Raw genomic sequence first — 16,970 nt, 5'->3', positions numbered from 1 at the left:
GTCACACCTTCTGCTTCCCGAGTCGGGACGTCGCTGCGAGCACGAGCATGACCCCGGCGAACAGCAGCACGGCCTGCGCGGCCGCGAACGACCAGTCGAGGTTGGTGGTCGCATCGATGTAGATCGTCTGCGCGAACACCGGGATCTGCGCGCCGCCGATGAAGCGCGGGGTGATGAACGAGCTCACCGACAGGACGAAGACGAGCGAGGCGCCGGCGACGATGCCGGGGATCGCGAGGGGGAGGACGACGTGCCACAGTGTGCGCCAGAATCCGGCGCCGAGGGTGCGTGCGGCCTCCTCCAGTTGCGGCCGGATGCCCGAGATCACGCCGAGGATGCTCAGCACCGCGAACGGGAGGAGAACCTGCACCATCGCGATCACGACACCGGTCTCGGTTCCGAGGAAGCCTTGGGTGCCGCTCACGAGGAACTCGGCACCGGGGATCTTCATGAGGAGCCCTGACGGTCCCATCAGGACCACCCACCCGAACGTGCGGACGACGACGCTCGTCATGAGCGGGAGGATCACGACGATCAGCAGGAACGAGCGCACCTTGGATCCGGCGCGCGCCATCACGTAGGACAGCGGGATGGCGATGAGCAGGGTGATCACCGTCTGGATCACCCCCAGGCGGAGCGAGCGCAGCGCCGCCTGGAGGTGATACTCACTCGTGAACAACCGGGTGAAGTTGTCGAGGGTGAACCCGCCTGCCGACGATTGCACGCTCATGAGGAGCATGCCAGCCACCGGGGTGATGAAGGCGAGCGCGAGCAGCACGATCGCCGGCAGGAGCAGGAGCCAGGGCTCCCTACGGGTTCGCACACTCATTTGGTGATCAGCGCATTCCACTCATCGGTCCAGGCCGGTCGCGAAGCCGCGACATCGCCCGGAGCGTAGACGACGACCGTCTCGAGCTCGTCACCCGTCAGCACCGCGTCCGCAGCCTCGTCGGAGAGCTCGGTCTTGGTGTTGACCGGCGAGTACCGCATGTTCTCCGCGAAGACGGCCTGTGCTTCGGGGCGCAGTTCGAAATCGATGAAGAGCTTCGCGAGGTCGGGGTTGTCCCGGCCCTCGACCACGTTCGCCGTGATGAGGGAGGCGGTGACGCCTTCTTCCGGGACGATGAACTCTACCGGAAGGCCGGCGTCCTGCAGCGTGCCGGCGTAGTCCATCGCGTACGGTGCGAGCCACGTGTCGCGCTGGGCGAAGGCGGTCTGCAGATCGGGCGAGGTCGGGACGACGATCGCGTCGCCCGAGGAAGCCAGGGCCCCGAGATCGCTGATCGCCTGCGATGGGTCGTCGATGCCACCACCGAGCGCGTCGGCGACCCGGAGCATCGAGAGCACGCCGTACGTGTTCGAGAAGTCCGTGAGGGCGACGTGCCCTGCGTAGGCCTCGTCGAACAGATCCAACCACGAGGTGGGTGCCGGCGCATCCGCCTCGGTGTTGTACACGAGCCCGATCGGCGCGAGCTGGATGACCGGGCCTTCGCCCCGTTCGAGTCCGGCCGTGGCCAGGTCGATCAGGTCGCCGGTCTCGGAGAGTTCGTCGGCGGCGATCGGCGCGATGAGACCGTCTGCGGCCGCGGTGAACTCCTGCCCTCCGGAGAAATGCACGACGTCGATCTGCGGGCTCGCCTTCTGGGCGGTGACCTGCGCGAGGGCGTCGGCGCTGTACAGCGTGATCAGCTCGACCTTCGCCCCGGTCTCCTCCTCGAAGGGATCGACGACGGCCTCGATGAAGGCCTTCTCCCAGTCGCCGCCGAACGACGTGACGACGATGGTCTCGCCGGCGAACTCCTTGTCGCCGGACGATGCGCTGTCGTCACCGGCAGCACAGCCGGCGAGGACGAGGGCTCCGGTGGCGACGAGCGCTCCGGTGGTGAGGATTCTTCGGGTATTCATGCACTGCTCCTTCGGGATGGGTCCAGCACTGAGTAGACGCCTTAGACCAGGCGTCCGATGGTGAGCTGCTTGGCTCCGTCGATGCGGATCGCCGCGCTCTCCTTGGCGAACTCCGCGAGTCCTTCGGTGATGCCGCCCCAGATGTTGACGGGTGTCCATCCGAGCGGGCCGAGAGTACGGGCACCACGATCGTAGAAGACGCCGATCTCGTACCACTCGAACGGCAGCCCACCCATCTGCATGGGTCGCTGCCAGTACCACTGCAGATCACCCGGTGCGGGCACGACCTGCTGGTTCTCGAACGGCACCTTCTCGGGGTCGAAGTTCTGAGCCTCTTCGGGGAGCCCGACCATGACCTCCGGTCCGGCATACATCGCGTGCATCGCCTGCATGGTGACCGGCTTCTCCAGCGCACCCCACATGGCCTCGCAGGTGCGAGGGGCGAGGTCCTCGAACAGGGTGGCGACGGCGCGGACGCCGTTCTCGTACTCGAGGAAGACCTGCTTGGTCATCGTGTTCCTTTCTCCGCAGCGGGGTGTTCCGCTGCTCGTTCGCGGGCGGCCGAGACGAACGCCGTGAACAGCGGCATCTCCTCTGCGGCCTCATCGGGGTCGATCATCTTCTCGGGGTGCCACTGCACTGCCCAGAAGGGCCAGTCGTCGTCGGACTCGACGGCTTCGACGATCCCGTCCGGCGCCCAGGCGACGGAGTGGACACCGGGGGCGGGAACGTCGATCGACTGGTGATGGATGGTGTTCACGATCCGCTCCCGCGTGCCGTAGAGGGCGGCGAGCCGGCTCCCGTCCGCGAGGACGATCGGATGCCGGGCGGCGAGCTGCTGGTCGGCGGCGCGCACCGGCTGGTGGTGTTCCGTGGTCGAGATATCGATCACGAGGGACCCGCCGAAGGCGATGTTGCTCACCTGCAGTCCGCGACAGATCGCGAGTACGGGGATACCGCGCCGGCGTGCCCCGAGGGCGAGTTCGATCTCGAAGCCGTCGCGCGAGGGGTCGTAGTTCTTCCCCTCCTGCGGTTCGGCGCCGTAGCGCGAGGGGTGCACGTCTTCGCCGCCGGAGAGCACCAGCCCGTCGAGGCGGTCGAGCACCTCGTCCACGCTCGCCGTCGGAGGGAGGAGAACGACGGCACCGCCGGCCGCTTCGATGGGGGCGGCGTACTCCGTGCCCAGGGTGTGCGCCGCGCGGCCGGCCCCGAGATCGGTGTCGATGAACCGGCGCCAGGTGGTGATGCCGATGAACGGGCGCGTCATGAGAGCTCGATCCAGGTCGTCTTCAGATCGGTGAACTTCTCGAGCGCGTGCAGGCTCTTGTCGCGACCGAAGCCGGAACCCTTCACCCCGCCGAAGGGGATCGTCATGTCGCCCTCCTCGAAGCAGTTGACCCAGACGATGCCCGCGCGCAGGCGCCGAGACAGGGTGTGCACGGCGTTGAGGTCGGTGCTCCAGAGCGCGGCGGCGAGTCCGAACTCGGTGCCGTTCGCGATCTCGAGGGCGTCTTCGACGTCGTCGTAGGCGATGACCGAGAGCACGGGGCCGAACACCTCGCGCTGCGCGACCTCGTGCTGGGAAGTGACGCCGAGCACGACCGGGGCGAAGTAGCTGCCACCATCGACGGCGTGGAACCGCTCGGGGCTGCCGGCCGCGAGTTCGCCGCCTTCCGCCTGGGCGCGCTCGACGAAGCCGGCGATGCCCGCGAGCTGCCTCTCGCTGACGATCGCGCCCATCGAGGTCGTGACCTCGAAGGGGTCGGCGGGAAGGGTCGTGCGTGCGACGTCGGCGGCGATCTCGAGGGCACGCTCCCGCTGGGCGCGGGGGACCAGCAGACGCGACGAGGCCGTGCACATCTGGCCCTGGTTGTAGAAGCAGCCGTCGGCGGTGGCCCGCACCGCGCGCTCGAGGTCGGCATCCGGCAGCACCAGGCTGGCGGTCTTGCCACCGAGCTCCGGCCAGACGCGCTTGCCGTTCGACGCCGCCGAATAGCCGAGGAACTTGCGGCCGACCTCGGGCGAGCCCGTGAAGGTGACGACGTCGACGTCATGGTGCTCGCCGAGAGCACGGCCGGCGACCTGGCCGGTGCCGGGTGTGACGTTGAGGACGCCGGAGGGGATCCCGGCCTCGTGTGCGAGCTCGGCCAGACGGAGCGCCGAGAAGGTGGTGTGCTCGGCGGGCTTGAGCACCACGCTGTTGCCGACCGCGAGAGCGGGGGCGAGCTTCCAGGCGGTCATGGTCAGGGGGAAGTTCCAGGGCACGACGGCCGCGACCACTCCCGCCGGTTCGCGGGTGACGAGCGCGAGGCTGCCCGGGGCGGTGACCGGCATCTCGTCGAGGACCTTGTCCGCAGCCTCGCCGTACCAGCGGAAGCAGTTCACGACGGCGCGGAGCTCGGTCTGCAGCGCCTCGCGCAGGGGCTTGCCCATCTCGAGCGAGATGGTGAGGGCGAGCTCTTCGGCGTTGTCGTGGATCCTCTGGGCGAACGCGATCAGCAGCTGTCCACGCTCGCGGGGAGCGATCCGCGACCAGATCCCGGAGTCGAATGCCGCGCGCGCCGAGCGCACAGCACGGTCCACATCGCCCACCGAGGCTGCGCTGATCGGCGGGAGCGTCCGTCCGTCGCGCGGGCTCACCGGCGTCAGTGGCTCGGCCGAGCCCTCCTCCCACGCACCGTCGATGAACAAGCGCGTGCGCAGGGGCAGCGTCGCCGCGCGATCCGCCCAGTCGTCTCCCGTTGCCGTGAACACGGTCGTCCTCTCCAGGGGTGATGGCCCTGGAGAGGATACTTGCCCTATTTCGCCACTAGGTCAAGCGTTGAAGAACGATCTCGCCATTTCGTTACATGTCAGTAACAGAATCAGACTATAGGCGGATGGCGCCGGTGGGCATGTCGTTCGCCAGTGCTTCGGGTGCCTCATCCACGATCAGCGACCCACGCAGCACCGGCGTGATGACGACCAGCGACTCCACGACCTCGAGGCCTTCGTGGCCCGCCACGGCCGGCCCGGTGAGGAACTCGTAGAACTCGTCGGCGTCTTTCACGAGCACGTTGGCGAGCAGTTGCGAGGTGCCGGTGGTCGCGGCGATGAACTTCACCTCGGGCGCTGCCGCCAGGGCGGTTCCCACTCTCTCGAGGCGCGCCATCGGCACCCGGAGCCAGACGAGCGCCTCCAGTCCCAACCCGAACAGACTCGGCACGACCTCGGTCCGCGGATGCATCAGACCGCGACGGCTCAGGGACTCCATCCGGCGCCGGGTGGTCGTGACGTTCAGTCCCAGCGATCGGGCAAGCTGAGCGACCGGCATCCGTCCGTCCTTCAGCAGCAGCCGGATGAGCGCCTCTTCGTCCGTGCTCAGAGAATCGGCGGGGTCGACCTCGGATCCGGACGACTCGTCGAGCATGCGCGCCTGCTCGTCGGTGAGCACTCCCGCGCGCCAGTCGTGCCCCGAGCGGAAGAACTTCAGCACTGTCGTGACATTGATCGAGTCAATGCCGTCGAGCTCGGGGAAGTCGGTGAAGAGCAGCTCGCGGATGGAGGCGTCATCGTGGGGGAGCAGCATTCCGGCGATGTCGCTGCTGCCCTCGAGCACCGAGACCGAGGACGCGTCCGCCCGCCGCGCGAGCGTGCGTGCCACGTGCCACAGGGCATGGGGCTCGGTCGTGATGCGGAACAGCACCGCGCGGGCGTGTAGGACGCGGGCCGGGTCGACGTAGGTGGAGACGCGGACCAGTCCTCGATCCAGCAGCCGTTGGCCTCGACGGGCGACCGTGCGCTCGGGCAGATCGACCACGCGAGCGATCTCGCCCCACGACGCGCGGCCGTTCACCTGCAGGGCCGCGGCGACGATCCGATCGGTCTCGTCGGCGATCACATCATTCGCGGACACTTGCTCTCCTTCACCGGGGACGGACTCGGGTGAAGGCTATCTCAGTCGGCGGTTCCGTCAGGCGATGGGGAGTCTTGTCGACAGCGTCCGGATTCGCTTCAGATGTCGCTGAAGTCGTTGCCTCCGGTGCTGAGGCGGGTCACGACATCGCCGGTGATCTTGAGGTCGATGTACTCCACGCCGACTTCTCCGGGATTCACGAGGGATGACGTGCCGGGAACCTCTCGCACGCCGATGCTCAGGTAGTCGGCGACGCCGTCGCCGTCTTCATCCCAGCCGTCCACCGCTCCTGCGGCCATCGCCTCGGCGCGCGTGGAACCGATGCCGATGCCCTCCGGGGTGCGGAATATCACACCGGGGGCATCCGCCGACACGACCAGGTCGATACGGGTCTCGCGGACCGTCGCCTTCGTGCCCTGCCAGTCGTCTCCGGAGTACACGGCGCCGTAGGGGCCCTCGACGGTTCCTTCCGTCGGAGCCGATCCGAAGGCGTCGGTGAGGGCGGCGACAGCGCCGTCAGGGTCGTCGTACGCGATCACGGCGCCGTCGTCGACCGAGAGGCCGTCGACCGAGATCTCGACGACCCGGTCCGCAGGCGTGGGGGACGGAGAGGCGACCGGCGACGATGACGATGACGGCGTCACCGAGCCGTCTGTGCTCGCCGGGGCGCAGGCGGTGAGCGAGAAGCCCAGGAGTGCGGCTGTGGCCGAAGCGAGGATGAGGCGAGAGTGAGGGCGCATGTCCAGAGCGTAGGGGTGTGTGGAGGAGGGGATGGCTGCCCGTGAGCAGCGGAAACCGCATCGTTATCGATGGGATATCTGTGCAGGGAAAGAGGGTGCCGGCCTGTCCGAAGACGGCACGGCACCCTCTCGTGCGGACTACTCCGCCTCGGTCGTCTCCACCGCGGCGTGACGGCGACGACGGCGCATCGCGAACAGGCCGAGGCCGGCGGCGAGGAGCACGACGGCTGCGACGATGTACGGCGCGCTGTCGGCACCCGTGGTGGCGAGGTCGCCGCCTGTCGAGCCGCCGTTGCCCGGTGCCACCGCTCCGCCACCGGCTGCCGCTGCGACGGTGAGGGCCGCGGTGACTTCGGTGCCGTCGGGCAGGATCACCGCGAGCGTGTGCGCGCCAGCCGGGGTGTTCGCCGGGATCGTGACCGTGCGCTGGAAGGATCCGTCCGCACCGGCGGTGGCGGTGCCCAGCTGCACCGGGTCGGACCGCAGCTCGAGTCGCAGCTGCGCGCCCTCCGCGAAGCCTCTGCCCGATACCGTGACCGTGCCGCCGGCCTTCACGGATGCCGCGCCGAGCTCGACCTTGGCCGGAACCTCGGGTTCCGGCGTGACCGGAGGCGTGACGCCGGCCTCGGTGACCCACTTCTCCCCGGCATCCGACTTCGTCACGGTGAACGTGTCGTAGACGGCGCCGACGGGGAGTTCGGTCGTGGCGCCCGGTTGCTTCTCGGCGAGGTAGGACCGGTAGACCAGCTGGTTCTTCGAGACGTCGATGACCTGGTAGGTCGTCACGCCCTGCCCGCGCAGCACCTGGGTGGCGCCGTTGTTGGTCCAGACGTTCTTCTCGGGGGTCTCGAGGTCGTAGTGTTTTGCGCCCGAGTTCGACACGACGTAGACCGGGCCGGTGGTGAGGCCGGGGGTCTCGGTGGCATCGGTGTTCACGTAGCCGCGAGCGTAGGTGTGGTCGTGGCCCATGAGCACCAGGTCGATGTCGTTGCGCTGGAAGACCGGGAGCCACTCGGCGCGCAGCACCGGCTCGTCGCGACCCTCGGATGCCGAGAACACCGGCTGGTGGAACGTGACGACGTTCCACTTCGACGGGCTGTTCTGCAGCAGCAGGTCGAGCCAGGCGCCCTGGAAGCGGGTCCACAGCGTGCCGATCTGGGACGACGGGCACTCCGTGCCCGTGCAGGACGGGAGTCCGGCCGGGGTGAGGAAGGTCGTGTCGCGGGTGGCGTTCAGCGTGATGAAACGCACGCCCTGGTAGTCGGTGTAGTACGCGGTCTCGGCGGCGAACGAGCTCCAGTGGTCGAAGAACGCGCGGTACTGCTGCGCCACGGCGGAGTCGCCCTTGGCGAGGTCGGCCAGCTCGCCGATCGAGCTCGTCGACGGGTTGTTGCGCGGGTATTCGAACGCGGCCTTCCACGCCGTGAGCAGCTTGTCGCCCGAGTATTCGTGGTTGCCGGGGGCGGCCATCACGTTGGTGCGGACGGCCGAGTCCTTCATGCCCTTGAACCAGTTGACCCACTCGTTCTCGTTGCTCGACGTGTTGATGAGGTCGCCAGCGTGCACCGAGCCGATCGACCGGGGCGCGGCGGCTTCCGCCTGCTTCACGACGCTCGGCCACGTGGTGTCGAGGCCGATCTGCGCGTCGCCGTAGTAGATGAACTGGAAGTCGGTCGCGGACGGATCCGCGGTGCGGAAAGTGAACCAGTCGCTCCAGCTGCCCGGGAGGCCGACGCGATAGCGGTACTCGGTGGCGGCGGTGAGGCCGGTCACGGTGGCCGAGAAGTGCTTGTTCGGGTTGCCGTTCACGACACCCGCGTCATACGCGTCGACGGTGCGGGTCTCGCCGCCCGCCGAGGGCGCGATCTCGACCTGTCCGACCGTGTGCGAGGCGTCGCCGGCGAGCCAGGAGAACGACTGCGAGACGGCAGGCTGCTCGGTCGGGGTGAGGATGACGCGGGTCGGCGGGGCGACGACCGGGGTGCCGGGGGCGGATGCCTTGACCAGGGTCAGCGACGACATGTCGAAGAAGATGTCGGAGCTGGTCTCCCGGTCCTGGAACAGCGAGACGGCGATCGTGTTGGTGCCGTCGTGCAGCAGGTCGCCTTCGGCGCTGAACGTGCTGGTGAGCGGGTCGCCGTTGCCGTCTCCCGCGTACTCGACGTTGGTGGTGTCGGTGATGCGGCCGTCGACGTAGCGGGCGACCTCTTCGCCGTTGATCCAGACGATGATCGCGTCGTCGTACGTGATAGTGCTCTGGAGGGCCGCGACCTGCTCGGCGACGCCCGCTTCGAGCTCGAAGGTCGTGCGGAAGAAGTAGGTCGGGACGGTGGGGGCCGCCGTACCGTCGAGGTAGTGGTTCAGAAGGGTCTTCGGCGTCTGCGGACCGACCGGTGCGAGCTTCCCGCCCTTCGCGCCGAACGAGCCGGCAGCGGTCTTCCATGCGCTGTCGTCATAGGCGGGCAGCGTCCAGTCGCGGAGCGCCGCCGGTGCGGGAGACGGGTCGGAGCCGTCGTCGAGGTAGTGCCAGGAGGTGTCGCCGGTGATGAGCGATCCCGTCGGCACCTCGGGGTCGGGTGCGGCGAGAGCCGCGGGGGCGACGACGGCGCCGCCGAGCAGGGCGAGGAGCGCGACGGACGTCAGTCCGCGACGCCGCCACCGCACCGCAGGGGTGGGGGAGGTCATGTCAGTCCTTCGAGGTGGGGTTTCCGTGCTCAGCCGCACGAGGCCCCTCCACCCCATCGAAGACGGATGACCGGCGTCTGACCCCGAAGAGAAGGGTGGGTGAACTCCGCGACCGACGCTCCTTCGGCCGAAACGGAGACCGACGTCGCGGGGACCGGCGTGTCGAGGGGTGGCGCGCCGGCGCGCGGGCGGACGGTCTGGGTTTTCGCAGAAGGGCTCGGAGAAGAGGCAGGGGCAGCAGACGGCCCCGGCACGAACGGCTCACCCCGGTACGCTGGAACCCATGCTCAATATGGCTGACGGCCTCGCCCGTCTCGGTGCGCTCGCCGAGAATCCGGTCGTCCGCACCCTCGCGACGGCGTTCGAGGAGGCCGGCTTCGATCTGGCCGTCGTCGGTGGTCCGGTGCGCGATGCGCTGCTCGGACGCGCGACCCATGACCTCGACTTCACGACCAATGCCTCGCCCGACGAGATCCTGACCATCGTCACGCCGATCTCGACCGCCCAGTGGGACATCGGCCGGGCGTTCGGCACGATCGGCGCGCGCGTGCAGCGCGAACAGGTCGAGATCACGACGTATCGCGCCGACAGCTACGACGGTGTGACCCGCAAGCCCACGGTGGAGTTCGGCGACACGATCGACGGCGACCTCGTGCGCCGCGACTTCACCGTCAACTCCATGGCCCTGCAGGTGCCGTCGGTCAAGCTCATCGACCCGACCGGTGGCGTGGAAGATCTGATCGCGGGTGTTCTGCGCACCCCGGCGGACCCCCGGATCTCATTCGGCGACGACCCCCTGCGCATGCTGCGCGCCGCCCGCTTCAGCGCCCAGCTCGGCTTCCGCGTCGAAGAGGCCACGGCCGAGGCGATCGCCGAGCTCCGCGAGACGCTGAAGATCGTGAGTCCGGAGCGCATCCAGTCCGAGCTCGTGCGCCTCATGCAGACCGACGACCCGGTGCGCGGGATCCGCGTGCTGGTCGACACCGGGCTGATCGACGAGTTCCTGCCCGAGGTCACCGAACTGCGCCTCGAGGTCGACGAGCACCACCACCACAAGGACGTCTACGAGCACTCGCTCACCGTGCTCGCCCAGGCGATCGAGCTCGAGCACTTCCGGCACCCCGGCGCCGCGCCCGACGTGCCCCTGCGCATCGCGGCACTGCTGCACGACATCGGCAAGCCCCGCACGCGCAAGCTCGAGGCCGGGGGAGTCGTCACGTTCCACCACCACGACGTCGTGGGCTCGCGGATGGCGCGCAAACGGCTGCAGGCGCTGCGCTTCGATACCGAGACCACGAACGCCGTCGCCACGCTCATCGAGCTGCACCTGCGCTTCTTCGGCTATGCCGAGGGGGCCTGGACGGATGCGGCCGTGCGTCGCTACGTGCGCGATGCCGGCGATCTGCTGGAGCGCCTGCACATCCTCACCCGCGCCGACGTGACCACGCGGAACAAGCGCAAGGCCGGTCGTCTCGCGAGCGCCTACGACGACATCGAGTCGCGCATCGCCGCACTCCGCGAGCAGGAGGAGCTCGACGCGATCCGTCCGGAGCTCGACGGCAACCGCATCCAGCAGGTGCTCGGCATCAGCCCCGGACGCGAGGTCGGCGAGGCGTACCGGTTCCTCCTCGACCTGCGCCTGGACGAGGGCGTGCTCGGCCCCGATGTCGCCGAGCAGCGGCTTCGAGAGTGGTGGGCCGCGCGCGGCTGACCTGTCTCAGCGCAGTTCGGGGACGATGATCTCGACGTCGCCGGAGACGAGCTCGAAGTCCTTCGGGTTGAAGGTGAGGAGGGCGGCGCCGAGTGCGTAGGCGTGCCCGGCCAGCATGAGGTCCTTGCTCCGGGCATGTGCGGGACGGGTCAGGATCACCTCCGACGCAAGGCGGGCGTATCCCTCCGCGGCTGCCCGATCGAACGGCAGCCAGTCGGCTTCGAGGAGTGAGGAGAGGCGCATCAGTTCGTTGCGGCGGCTGCGGCGAAGAACCGGATCTGTCGCACGCTCGACTCCGAGCTGAAGTTCGGCGTAGACGATGGCGCTCAGAGCCACGTCGTCCGGGGGCAACTGCACGCTGTCGAGCTGGATCAGCACGTTCGTGTCAAGAAGAATCACGACTCTCCCACGGGTCCCGGAGCGGTTCGAGGAAGAAGGGATTCTGCCTGTCCGCCTCCAGCTCCGCCGCCCATGCCCGACGCATCCTGTCATGTTCCGGGGTCGACGGGTTCGCATCCACCCTCGCCATGATCTCGCTTGATGGGACCGACCATCGGCGCGGACGGGCCATCCGCTGCGCCAGGTCGGCTTCGAGCCCGCTCGCGCTGTTCTTCGCCAATCGCGTGAGCACGTCGCGCACCTCGGCCTCCATCGAGCGGGAGTTCTGTCGGGCACGCTCCTTCAGCGCGTCGACGACATCGTCGCTGAGATTCCGGATGGTCACGGTCGCCATATTCCGCCTCCTGACAGCAGAATGCTAGCAGGAAGATATCTCTCGCATCACCCCTCGCGCCGACGCTCCAGTTCGGTGAACACCACGCCGCTTTCGTAGGCAACGGTCTGCACGGCATCGAACCTCTCGGGGCGATACGGGCGCTCACCGAACAGGGGGATGCCCGAGCCGAACAGCAAGGGCTGTCGTTTGAGGACGAGTCGGTCGATCTCGTCGGCGAGTGTCGCCGCCAGGGCGCCCCCGCCGCAGAGCCAGAGATGGCGGCGCCGTCTTCCTGTTTCAGTCGCCGCACCACCGAGACGGGGTCTTCGGACGTGACCTGCAGGTTCTCGGCCTCTGCGCTCCTCGTGCGACTGAACACGATCTGCCGAAGGTGCGCATAGGGGCTGGAGACCCCGCCGACGGCGTAGGTGTTCCATCCCATCAGCACCGTGTCGAAGACGTCGCGGTTCTGTGCGATCCCGAGCGCTGCGGCCGCGGCGGTCGGGAGGGTGTCGGCGAAGCGCCGATTGATGCCGTCCATGTGGTCGCCCTCGACGAGGAACGCGTCGAACTCGCCGTTCGGGCCGGCGATGTAGCCGTCGAGGGTGACGGCGGCGTAGTACACGAGTTCTCGCATGATGCTCCAATCACTACATTTGTCGCAGTTGCAGTACAACAGGCGTAGTGATTGCGCTAGTCTTCTTCCCATGGTCAAGAACGACTCCCGGCGGCGGGCGATCGCGGATGCGGGACTCACGGTGCTCGCACGGGAAGGGTCGAGAGGTCTCACGCACCGCGCGGTCGACGTCGCCGCGCGGGTTCCGACCGGCACCACATCGAACTACTTCCGCAGTCGGGACGCCCTGATCGAGGGACTCGTCGAGCGAATCGGAGAGCGACTCGCTCCTACGCCCGAGGATCTCGAGCGCCGCGCGAACGTGCCACCCGGCCCCGCGCTGTTCGCCGACTACATCCGCGACATCGTGCGAAGGCTGACCGAGGATCGAGACGTGACGCTCGCCCTGTTCGAGCTGCGACTCGAAGGCGGCCGACGCCCCGAGGTCGCCGCCGTGCTGGGCGCCTGGCAACGTGCCGGCTTCGACGGCGACATCGCCTTCAACACCGCGGCAGGGCTCCCGGGCGGACGGCGCGAGATCGCGCTTTTCCACTACGCGATCGACGGACTGCTGCTCGACCGGCTCACCACGCCGATCGATCCGGACACCTCGACGGACGAGGTGATCGACGACCTCGTCGCCGGCCTCCTCCGTTGACGCGGTGAGGTGTTCCCTCGGGGCCGCGCTGCTCGTACACTGAGGCAACGCACGCTCTCGACGATCGGAGACCGCTGTGTCTGCGCCGTGGCAGGTATCCCGCGAGTCCCTCCCCCCGACATCGCGACTGCTCATCGAGCGTGCGCACGAAGAGCTGCTCGCCGGCAATCTCGACGACCGGCGCCTGCAAGAGGTGCGCCCCCTCGTCCGCGAGTCGTGGGAGAGGTCGTGGCGCGGTCGGGTCGGACCCGAAGGCGCTCCTCCGCTCGAACTGGTCAGCGACGAGCTCGAGGCCTACCGCCTCGCCCACCCTCTCGCCTCGGTGATGGACATGATCCGTGCGCTGCTGCTGCCCGGCGAGGCGGAGGACACCGGAGTGATCATCGCCGTCGGCGACCAGGCCGGACGCCTGCTCTGGATCGAGGGGGATGATCAGCTGCGCTCGCTCACCGACGGCATGGGCTTCGTCGCCGGTGCGAACTGGTCGGAGGATGCCGTCGGCACGAGCGCCCCCGGAACCGCGCTCGCCCTCGGCCAGTCGGTGCAGATCCGCGGCGCGGAGCACTACAACCGCCTCGTGCATCCGTGGTCATGCACGGCTGCGCCCGTCCGCGACCCCGAGACGCAGCGTGTGCTCGGAGTCATCGACATCACCGGAGGCCCCGAGGTGGTCTCGCTGCAGGCGCGACTGCTGGTCGATGCGACGGCCCGCGCGGTCGAGTCGGAGTTGATGGTGGCTCGTCTGCGCCGACGGAGCGAGGAGTCCCGGCCGCGAACCAGCGTGACGAAGGGACGCATGCCGGCGACCGCGCGCGCGACGCTGCATGTGCTCGGCCGGGATCGGGCCCGCCTGGAGACCGAGTCCGCACACGACGAGTCCATGATCGAGCTCAGCGCACGCCACGCGGCGATCCTGCTGATGCTGGCCGTGCACCGCCAGGGTCTCTCGGCCGAGCGCCTCTGCGAGCTCGTCTACGGCCCGGGCGTCTCGCCCGACACGCTCCGCCCGGAAATGGTTCGCCTGCGCAAGGTGCTCGAGCGCACGACCCCCGATCTGGTGCCCGAGTCGCGCCCGTACCGCCTTCCCGTCGCCCTCGATACCGACGCACATGACGTGCTGTCACTGCTCGATCGCGGCGCGCACCGTGTGGCGCTCACCGCCTATCGGGGTCCGGTGCTCCCCGAGTCGACCTCGCCCGGCGTCGAGGAGTTCCGGGAGTCGGTGAGGGGAGCGCTCCGCGAAGCGATGCTGTCCGAGGCGAGTCTCGACGTGCTGCTCTCCTACGCAGAGATCCCCGAGGGGCAGGGAGATGCCGAGGCACTCCGTCTCGCGCTGGAGATGCTCCCCGCCCGGTCGCCGAAGCGCGCAGGGCTCGTCGCGAGGATCGAGCGCCTCGAGGCCTGACCGCGGCCTGCAACCGGGCGCAACGTTGCGCATCGGGGCGCAACCCCGGGCGACCTACCTTCGGAGAAGAGCCGCTGCACCGACGCGCGGCCCCGTCGAAGGAGACCCCATGAGCATCGTCGAAGAAGACGTGTCCCTCGCCTACGCGGCCCCGGGCCAGCCGGGCGCGCTCGCGAACTACCGGCCGCGCTACGGCCACTACATCGGCGGCGAGTTCGTCGAGCCTGTGAAGGGCCAGTACTTCGAGAACGTCAGCCCCGTGAACGGCAAGGTCTTCACCGAGGTCGGTCGCGGCACGAGCGAAGACATCGACCGGGCCGTCGAGGTCGCGTGGCAGGCGTTCGCGACCTGGGGCAAGACCAGTCCTGCCGAGCGATCCGTGATCCTCAACAAGATCGCCGACCGGATCGAACAGCACCTCGAGGAGATCGCGGTCGCCGAGACCTGGGAGAACGGCAAGCCGGTACGCGAGACCCTCGCCGCCGACATCCCGCTCGCCGTCGACCACTTCCGCTACTTCGCCGGCGTCCTGCGGGCGCAAGAAGGCGGCATCAGCCAGCTCGACGAGAACACCGTCGCGTACCACTTCCATGAACCGCTGGGTGTGGTCGGTCAGATCATCCCCTGGAACTTCCCGATCCTGATGGCGGTCTGGAAGCTGGCGCCCGCGCTCGCCGCGGGCAACTGCGTCGTGATCAAGCCCGCCGAGCAGACACCGGCATCCCTGCTGTTCCTGTTCGAGATCATCGGCGACCTGCTGCCGGCCGGCGTCGTGAACATCGTGAACGGGTTCGGTATCGAGGCGGGCGCTCCGCTCGCGCAGCACAAGCGCATCCGCAAGGTCGCCTTCACGGGCGAGACCACGACCGGTCGCCTCATCATGCAGTACGCCTCGCAGAACCTGATCCCGGTGACGCTGGAACTCGGAGGCAAGAGCCCCAACGTGTTCTTCGAAGACGTCGCGCGTTCGACCAGCGATCCGTTCTACGACAAGGCGCTCGAGGGCTTCACGATGTTCGCGCTGAATCAGGGCGAGGTCTGCACCTGCCCCTCGCGCGCACTCATCCAGCGGTCGATCTACGACGGCTTCCTCGCCGACGGGCTGGAACGGGTCGCGAAGGTCGTGCAGGGCAATCCGCTGGATCCGGCGACGATGATCGGCGCGCAGTCGTCGAACGATCAGCTGGAGAAGATCCTCAGCTACATCGACATCGGCAAGCAGGGCGGTGCGCGACTGCTCACCGGTGGCGAGCGGGTCGATCTCGGCGGCGATCTGAGCGAGGGCTTCTACGTCGCGCCGACCGTGTTCGAGGGCACCAATGACATGCGCATCTTCCAGGAGGAGATCTTCGGGCCCGTGCTGTCGGTCACCTCGTTCGACGGCTTCGACGACGCGATCTCGATCGCGAACGACACCCTCTACGGACTCGGTGCCGGCGTGTGGAGCCGCAGCGGGGACACGGCTTATCGTGCAGGGCGGGCGATCGAGGCCGGACGCGTCTGGACGAACACGTATCACCAGTACCCGGCGCATGCGGCGTTCGGCGGGTACAAGCAGTCGGGCGTCGGGCGCGAGAACCACAAGATGATGCTCGACCACTACCAGCAGACGAAGAACCTCCTCGTCTCGTACGCGGAAGGGCCGATGGGCTTCTTCTGAGCTCGATCCCCGGGCGGGCGCTGCTCCCTCAGCGTCCGCCCGGCTCCTCCCGGGAAGGCGGCAGTCATGGTCAGCATCGGCACCTATCAGCGCGTGGACGTGACGGAGGCGGCGGCCGCACTCGTGCGTGAGCTGACCGCACAGCACGGGCCGCTCATGTTCCACCAGTCCGGCGGCTGCTGCGACGGCTCTTCACCCATGTGCTACCCGATCGGGATGTTCATCACGGGGCCGGGCGACGTGCTGCTCGGTGCCTTCGACGTCGGACTGCCGCAGACGGTGGAGGTGTTCATGTCGGAGTCGCAGTTCGAGTACTGGAAGTACACGCACCTGACCATCGACGTGGTGCCGGGGCGCGGTGCGGGTTTCTCGGTTGAAGGCCCGACCGGGATGCGATTCCTGATCCGGTCCCGGATGCTGAACGATGCGGAGCTGGAGTACTTCGGCTTGTCGACGCGAGCGGTGTGAACGGCGCGACGGAGGCTTCTGGTTACGATGAGCCGATGTGGTGGACGGAGGAGCAGTGGTCGGAGCTCATCGATCCCGCGCGGTGCGGCATGTGCGCCGACGCTCACCTGGAGGAGAACGAACACAGCATCCTGGTGGGTTCCACCGAGGCCACATACTTTCGTCTCGTGCGAAATCAAGCTCACGCCGGTTATTCCGTGGTGATTCTTCGTGAACACGTCACCGACCTCGATCGGCTCGATGCGCTTCAGCTCGATGCTTTCTGGCACGACGTGCAGCGCGCGGGTAAGGCGGTCGGCGCGGCGTTCACGCCCCGAAAGATCGACTACCTCGTGATGGGGCATCGCGCACCGCACCTGCACTGCCATGTGTTCCCGCAGCATCGAGACGATGACCCGCTTCGGAATGTGGATATCGCGGAGGGGCCTGTGTACCTGTCGGCGTCCGAATTGGGTGGTTCCGTCGCCGCTCTTCGCGAGACGTGGCGGGACTTCGCCTGACCCCGCCCGGTG

Annotated in this window: 17 protein-coding genes; 6 read left to right on the top strand and 11 right to left on the bottom strand. The window is 68.3% G+C overall.

All coding sequences use genetic code 11. From position 1 onward, the window contains the following. Position 1: 1 nt before the first annotated feature. The 8 genes from MST3598_RS17990 to MST3598_RS17955 all read right to left on the bottom strand — a co-directional run bounded on the left by MST3598_RS17990 (position 2) and on the right by MST3598_RS17955 (position 9,225). Positions 2-829: an ABC transporter permease gene (locus tag MST3598_RS17990; protein WP_021201407.1), complete on the bottom strand. Its 828-nt coding sequence runs from the start codon at positions 827-829 to the stop codon at positions 2-4. Next, positions 826-1,905: an extracellular solute-binding protein gene (locus tag MST3598_RS17985; protein ID WP_021201408.1), complete on the bottom strand. Its 1,080-nt coding sequence runs from the start codon at positions 1,903-1,905 to the stop codon at positions 826-828. Before MST3598_RS17985 ends, MST3598_RS17990 begins: the two co-directional genes overlap by 4 nt. A gap of 41 nt (positions 1,906-1,946) precedes the next feature. Further along, positions 1,947-2,417 carry a DUF3830 family protein gene (locus MST3598_RS17980; protein WP_017829890.1) on the bottom strand — a complete coding sequence of 157 codons (471 nt, stop codon included), beginning with the start codon at positions 2,415-2,417 and terminating at the stop codon, positions 1,947-1,949. Further along, complete coding sequence (locus MST3598_RS17975; RefSeq protein WP_096359661.1) at positions 2,414-3,172, bottom strand: gamma-glutamyl-gamma-aminobutyrate hydrolase family protein; 759 nt, start codon at positions 3,170-3,172, stop codon at positions 2,414-2,416. Before MST3598_RS17975 ends, MST3598_RS17980 begins: the two co-directional genes overlap by 4 nt. Then, the gene (locus MST3598_RS17970; RefSeq protein ID WP_029260807.1) at positions 3,169-4,659 is read right to left on the bottom strand and encodes an aldehyde dehydrogenase family protein; all 1,491 of its coding nucleotides are present in this window, start codon (positions 4,657-4,659) and stop codon (positions 3,169-3,171) included. Before MST3598_RS17970 ends, MST3598_RS17975 begins: the two co-directional genes overlap by 4 nt. Positions 4,660-4,774: 115 nt before the next feature. Then, the gene (locus MST3598_RS17965) at positions 4,775-5,800 is read right to left on the bottom strand and encodes an Lrp/AsnC family transcriptional regulator (RefSeq protein WP_021201411.1); all 1,026 of its coding nucleotides are present in this window, start codon (positions 5,798-5,800) and stop codon (positions 4,775-4,777) included. 98 nt (positions 5,801-5,898) lie between these two features. Further along, positions 5,899-6,540, bottom strand: a complete 642-nt coding sequence (locus MST3598_RS17960; RefSeq protein WP_029260806.1) for a hypothetical protein — start codon at positions 6,538-6,540, stop codon at positions 5,899-5,901. 138 nt (positions 6,541-6,678) lie between these two features. After that, positions 6,679-9,225, bottom strand: coding sequence for a purple acid phosphatase family protein (locus MST3598_RS17955; RefSeq protein WP_029260805.1), 2,547 nt, complete (start codon positions 9,223-9,225; stop codon positions 6,679-6,681). A gap of 283 nt (positions 9,226-9,508) precedes the next feature. Between MST3598_RS17955 and MST3598_RS17950 the strand changes: the two genes are divergently transcribed. Further along, positions 9,509-10,936, top strand: a complete 1,428-nt coding sequence (locus tag MST3598_RS17950) for a CCA tRNA nucleotidyltransferase (RefSeq protein WP_029260804.1) — start codon at positions 9,509-9,511, stop codon at positions 10,934-10,936. Positions 10,937-10,942: 6 nt separating this feature from the next. Here MST3598_RS17950 and MST3598_RS17945 read toward each other — a convergent pair whose 3' ends face one another. The 3 genes from MST3598_RS17945 to MST3598_RS18790 are packed head-to-tail and all read right to left on the bottom strand — an operon-like array spanning position 10,943 to position 11,848. After that, a complete protein-coding gene (locus MST3598_RS17945) occupies positions 10,943-11,335 on the bottom strand; it encodes a PIN domain-containing protein (protein WP_046399039.1) in 393 nt (130 codons plus the stop codon). Continuing rightward, positions 11,322-11,660, bottom strand: a complete 339-nt coding sequence (locus MST3598_RS17940; protein ID WP_157749871.1) for a FitA-like ribbon-helix-helix domain-containing protein — start codon at positions 11,658-11,660, stop codon at positions 11,322-11,324. Before MST3598_RS17940 ends, MST3598_RS17945 begins: the two co-directional genes overlap by 14 nt. Positions 11,661-11,716: 56 nt before the next feature. Then, on the bottom strand, positions 11,717-11,848 hold the full coding sequence (locus tag MST3598_RS18790) for a hypothetical protein (RefSeq protein ID WP_269320237.1): 132 nt from the start codon (positions 11,846-11,848) through the stop codon (positions 11,717-11,719). Between the two features lie 510 nt (positions 11,849-12,358). On the opposite strand from MST3598_RS18790, the gene MST3598_RS17930 reads away from it, so the two are divergent. From MST3598_RS17930 to MST3598_RS17910, 5 genes are all read left to right on the top strand, one after another. Then, positions 12,359-12,925 carry a TetR/AcrR family transcriptional regulator gene (locus tag MST3598_RS17930; protein WP_029260801.1) on the top strand — a complete coding sequence of 189 codons (567 nt, stop codon included), beginning with the start codon at positions 12,359-12,361 and terminating at the stop codon, positions 12,923-12,925. 76 nt (positions 12,926-13,001) lie between these two features. After that, on the top strand, positions 13,002-14,330 hold the full coding sequence (locus MST3598_RS17925; protein WP_029260800.1) for a GAF domain-containing protein: 1,329 nt from the start codon (positions 13,002-13,004) through the stop codon (positions 14,328-14,330). A gap of 109 nt (positions 14,331-14,439) precedes the next feature. Next, on the top strand, positions 14,440-15,990 hold the full coding sequence (gene exaC, locus MST3598_RS17920) for an acetaldehyde dehydrogenase ExaC (RefSeq protein ID WP_021201420.1): 1,551 nt from the start codon (positions 14,440-14,442) through the stop codon (positions 15,988-15,990). 66 nt (positions 15,991-16,056) lie between these two features. Continuing rightward, the gene (locus tag MST3598_RS17915; protein ID WP_029260799.1) at positions 16,057-16,458 is read left to right on the top strand and encodes a DUF779 domain-containing protein; all 402 of its coding nucleotides are present in this window, start codon (positions 16,057-16,059) and stop codon (positions 16,456-16,458) included. Continuing rightward, a complete protein-coding gene (locus tag MST3598_RS17910; protein ID WP_136053574.1) occupies positions 16,455-16,958 on the top strand; it encodes an HIT family protein in 504 nt (167 codons plus the stop codon). The genes MST3598_RS17915 and MST3598_RS17910 overlap by 4 nt, the downstream gene beginning before the upstream one ends. Positions 16,959-16,970: the final 12 nt, after the last annotated feature.

The sequence above is a fragment of the Microbacterium sp. TPU 3598 genome, assembly GCF_002356155.1.
Lineage (GTDB): Bacteria > Actinomycetota > Actinomycetes > Actinomycetales > Microbacteriaceae > Microbacterium > Microbacterium maritypicum_A.
The sequence above is the reverse complement of the archived record's forward strand: the minus strand, read 5'-3'. Positions and strand labels throughout refer to the sequence as shown.